This is a genomic window from Pedobacter sp. 01N416 (assembly GCF_056399685.1).
In genome coordinates this window covers 1-4,577 of sequence record NZ_JBFTRT010000421.1, presented here as the reverse complement: position 1 = coordinate 4,577, position 4,577 = coordinate 1, and the positions used below count along the sequence as shown (strand labels likewise).

Below are 4,577 nucleotides of genomic sequence, written 5' to 3'. Positions count from 1 at the left end.
GAATTATTAACTACCACCAGTACTGCGGCCAAAAGGTGTGCTAAACCGTAAATTTTTAGCTTTATACCTTTAACTACATCTGGATTAATAAAGGTGATAGCCAGTAAATAGATGCTATAAATAAGCAGATTGAGCGCTAACCTTTCTTGCCAAAATAGAAAAGTAAACAGGAGGCCACCCAGCAGAACAGAGAGTGATAAGAGGTTGGATCTATTTTTCATAATGATATGATAATGGTTTATAATTTTTAAGGTTGTACTGTTTGTTTTAAAAGTGCTTTGAAATTCAAAGTGAATAGTTAAAAAAAATAGCTTATAGTTTTTTGATCATTTTTTCAAGTGCATCTAAATGTGCTTTAAAAGCCTGTTTGCCCAAAGCCGTGATAGCGTAGGTGGTACTGGTTTTTCTGCCGATAAAGCCTTTATGTACCTTTATAAATTCTGCCTGCTCTAAAGTATTCAGGTGTGAGGCCAGGTTTCCATCTGTTAATTCGAGCATTTGTTTCAGGTCGTTAAAGCCAATTTCATCGTTTACTACCAGAATGGACATTACGCCCAACCTGATCCGGCTATCGAATATTTTATTTAAATCTGCTATCGGGTTTTTCATCCTTACTGACCTCTCTCATATTTAAAATACATTAAAAGACCATAAACAATGTGCAATACACCAAAGCCAAAAGCCCAAAAAATTAAGCCATAACCTACGTAAAACATGCAGATTAATCCAAGTATTACCTCGCAAAGCCCCAGGTAGCGAATGTCGCTGTAAGTATATTTACTGGCATTAATAAGTGCCAAACCATAAAAAATTAAACAGCTTGGTGCAACAATAGCATAAGTGTTCGGATGGTTAATCAATAAAGCAATAATAAACAAACCTCCGGCAACCAACGGGACAAATAAATTAATTAAAAGTGATTTAGAGGTTTTATCCCAGATTGGAAGATTGTTTTTCTGACTTTTTCTATAGGTAAATAAAACTCCTCCAGCCAGAGCAATCACCAAAACAAAAATACCAAGTTTTATTAAGTTAAACTCCAGGTCCATTTCTCCATCAACGCCATAACCGTAACCGCGTTTACCGATGAATTTGTTAATTTCATCGTTTGCAAAATAAGCCCCAATTAAAGCGATAACGCCTGCAAAAACACCAGATAAACCGCTCAAAGAAATAAATCTCGACGACCTGTCCATCATTTGTCTGATATCTTTTAAGGCATTTAATTGTTCTTCCTGAGTGCTCATTTTAAAAGTGCTTTGTTTTTCAAAGTTAAATAAGAAATTGATATTTCCAAAATTATTTTTTTCCTTCGGTATGATTACACAGATTTAGAGATTACACAGATTCTAATTTTAACTTTAGTCTTTGTGCTTTAGTCTTTTTGCTTTAGTCTTTATGCTTTTACCTTTAGTCTTTAACCTTTTTTATTAAATTTGAAGCATGCTAAAAGCCACTGGAATAAGAAAATCGTACGGAAATCTACAAATTTTAAAAGGCGTAAATTTTGAAGTGCAAAAAGGGGAGATTGTAAGTATTATTGGGCCATCTGGTGCAGGTAAAAGTACTTTATTGCATATTTTAGGAACATTGGATAGACCTGATGTGGGGTCTGTAGAACTAAAAGGCACTGTTGTTAATAGATTGAATGGCGATCTGCTGAGTACTTTCCGCAATCAGAATATCGGTTTTGTATTTCAGTTTCATCATTTGTTGCCAGAATTTAGTGCCATTGAAAATATTTGCATTCCGGCATTTATTGCCAAAACCAATAAAAAACAGGCCGAAACCAGGGCATTTGAACTGTTAGATCTGTTTGGACTAAAAGACAGGGCCCAGCATAAACCCAATCAGCTGTCTGGCGGTGAGCAGCAGCGTGTAGCCATTGCAAGAGCGCTGATCAATAATCCTTCAATTATATTGGCTGATGAACCATCAGGGAATTTAGACTCTGAAAATGCAGCCGGATTACACCAGTTGTTTGTAAGTTTGCGCGATAATTTCCATCAAACCTTTGTGATTGTTACACACAATGAACACCTTGCAAAAACCAGCGACCGTGTAGTGAGCATGAAAGATGGCTTAATCGTATAAAATCATGTTCATTCGGTCATTCTCTCATTCAATTATTAACTAACTTATTCATTCAATCATTATACTTTGAAAATACTGATAACAGGAGGGAACAATGCTAAGGCTTTGAAGCTGATGAAAGCATTTCCCAGTCATTTTGTTTTACTTGCCGATTATGGTGATGTACCGGGGATTGTAACTGAAAATTATGCCTTTTCATCGTTAGGCGTATTAAATAAAGACAGTATCGCTCATATTCTAYTAAATTTTTGTATCACTGAGGCCATAGATTGTATTATCCCTTTACACCATTATGAGCTTGAGCCATTGGCTAAATCTGCTGTACTTTTTAGTGAGTATGGAATTCAGGTACTATTGCCTGATGCAGCTATAATTGCTGACTATCTAGCAGAAGAAAAGCTTACTTATCAAAATTTTGCAGTGTTTATTCACGGCGATCAGATTTTTTCAACCGAGGAGGGTTCTCTACCTACAAATGTATCTCCCAAATTAAATGGAGTATTTGGTTATAACGATGCTGATAATTTAAAACTTTTTACAATTTAACATGGATGCATATCAATACGTGAAAGACAAGCAGATCGTAATTTTTGAATTGGATGATGTGCTATTTCCAGAGAAGGATTATTTGCTACAGGTTTATTATCTGTTTGCGCAGTTTATAGAATATACCGAGCAGAAAAGTGCACAGCCTATTATTGAATTTATGCGTGCAGCATACGGAAATAATGGTACTGAAAAACTTTTTGAGAAAACARCAGATCAGTTTGCCATTGATATGAAGTACAAGCATAATTTTGATCTTCTACATCAGAATGCCCGTTTACCTTTAAAACTTTTACTTTATAAAAATATGCTCGAGTTTATACAGGAACTTGTGGTAGACCGCAAACAAATATTTATTGTAACTGACGGCAACCCGGAGCAACAACTTAATAAAATTAAGCAAACAGAGTGGAATGGACTAGAGCAATATCTTACGGTATATTTTGTTGAGGAGCTAAGTTTAACTAAAGCAGAAATTTTTCAGAACATACTAAACAGCAACAATTTATCGCCTAACCAGGCGTTAGTTGTTGGTGCAAATAAATTTGATGAGCAACAATCTAAATTAATTAATTTGCCGTATATTGTGTCACTAGAAATTTACAAGTAAATATGCTTAGAAAATTTATTTCGCAAAATGCATTTTTATATGCTTTGCTTATTGTGGTTGGGTTTACAGTATCGTGTAAAAAATCGAATAATAATCCTGATGGAGATGGTGCACCGCAAGGCACTCCAGGAACCCGGGCAGAGTTAACTAAGGATTCGATCTACCTATATGCACAGCAAACGTATTATTGGAATGTTGGGATGCCAAGTTATTCTGCCTTTAATCCAAGACAATATAATTCAAACAATGCGGTTTTAGCAGCTTTAAAATCATTGCCAAGTACCGGTGGAAAAGATAAATATTCATTTATCGATGATGGTACTGTAGCTGGAGAATTAGGTGGCGTAGCTGGAGATTTTGGTTTCTCTGTATTTTTTGCCAGCGCGAATGACCTAAGGATTAAATATGTATATGCAACATCACCTGCTGGTGTTCAAGGCTTAAAAAGAGGTTATCAGATTACGAAAATTAATGGTAGCACAGATATTAATACCACTGATGCAAGGATTGATTATGTAGTGAATGCTATTTTTGGTACGAACCCAACGGTTTCAATGACGGTTTTGAAACCAGATGGGACTAGTCAGGATGTAACAGTAACCAAAGCAAGTTATAATATCAATCCTGTACTTTTTACCAATACTTATACTGTAGGGGCGAAAAAGGTGGGATATATTGTTTTTAATAGTTTTACCACCAATTCAACTGATTTTCTGGATGCAGCATTTGCAAAGTTTTCTACAGATGGAATTACTGAACTTGTTGTCGATTTACGTTATAATGGAGGAGGTTCGGTTGCTACATCAGAAGCCTTTACTAATTTGATTGCACCAACCGCTCAAAACGGTAAAGTGATGTATACCACTTACTGGACACAGACGATGCAGGATAATCAAGCCACTATTCTTCAAAACCAGAAGTTTTATGCTAAAGGTAATGATGGTGTAACACGCATGTATTCTTACTTTGACTATTCTTATAAACCTACAGTTGCAGCGGGAAATCAAGAAGTTTTTGCTAAACGCGGATCATTGAATAGCCTAACCAGGGTTTACTTTATTGTAACCGGCAGTACAGCATCGGCAAGCGAGTTGTTAATTAACAACTTAAAACCTGTAATTGATGTTAAACTGATTGGCAAGAAAACTTATGGCAAACCAGTTGGTTTTTTCTCCATCCGTATAGATAAAAACGACTTATATATTCCCCAGTTTGAAACCAAAAATCAATTAAATCAAGGCGGTTACTTTGATGGAATGGCAGTTGATAAAGATATTTTTGATGATGTAACCAAAGATTTTGGAGATCCAACAGAAAAGCTATTGGC

General features: G+C 35.6%; 7 protein-coding genes. 4 read left to right on the top strand and 3 right to left on the bottom strand.

The features are described 5' to 3' along the window. The 3 genes from AC1DND_RS20415 to AC1DND_RS20405 all read right to left on the bottom strand — a co-directional run. The coding region (locus tag AC1DND_RS20415) for a hypothetical protein (RefSeq protein WP_477584426.1) at positions 1-221 on the bottom strand (221 nt) is incomplete at its 3' end. A 91-nt stretch (positions 222-312) separates the two neighbouring features. Further along, positions 313-609 (bottom strand): winged helix-turn-helix domain-containing protein, encoded by a 297-nt coding sequence (locus AC1DND_RS20410; protein WP_029277182.1) that lies wholly within the window; start codon positions 607-609, stop codon positions 313-315. Between the two features lie 2 nt (positions 610-611). Then, on the bottom strand, positions 612-1,247 hold the full coding sequence (locus tag AC1DND_RS20405) for a hypothetical protein (RefSeq protein WP_477584424.1): 636 nt from the start codon (positions 1,245-1,247) through the stop codon (positions 612-614). Between the two features lie 196 nt (positions 1,248-1,443). On the opposite strand from AC1DND_RS20405, the gene AC1DND_RS20400 reads away from it, so the two are divergent. The 4 genes from AC1DND_RS20400 to AC1DND_RS20385 form a co-directional block, all read left to right on the top strand. Then, entirely contained in the window at positions 1,444-2,094 is a 651-nt protein-coding gene (locus tag AC1DND_RS20400; protein WP_215128593.1) for an ABC transporter ATP-binding protein, read from the top strand. Between the two features lie 66 nt (positions 2,095-2,160). Then, complete coding sequence (locus AC1DND_RS20395) at positions 2,161-2,640, top strand: hypothetical protein (RefSeq protein WP_477584421.1); 480 nt, start codon at positions 2,161-2,163, stop codon at positions 2,638-2,640. Position 2,641: 1 nt separating this feature from the next. Continuing rightward, positions 2,642-3,250 carry an HAD family hydrolase gene (locus tag AC1DND_RS20390; protein ID WP_477584420.1) on the top strand — a complete coding sequence of 203 codons (609 nt, stop codon included), beginning with the start codon at positions 2,642-2,644 and terminating at the stop codon, positions 3,248-3,250. 2 nt (positions 3,251-3,252) lie between these two features. Then, on the top strand, positions 3,253-4,577 hold a 1,325-nt coding region (locus AC1DND_RS20385), incomplete at its 3' end, for a S41 family peptidase (protein WP_477584418.1).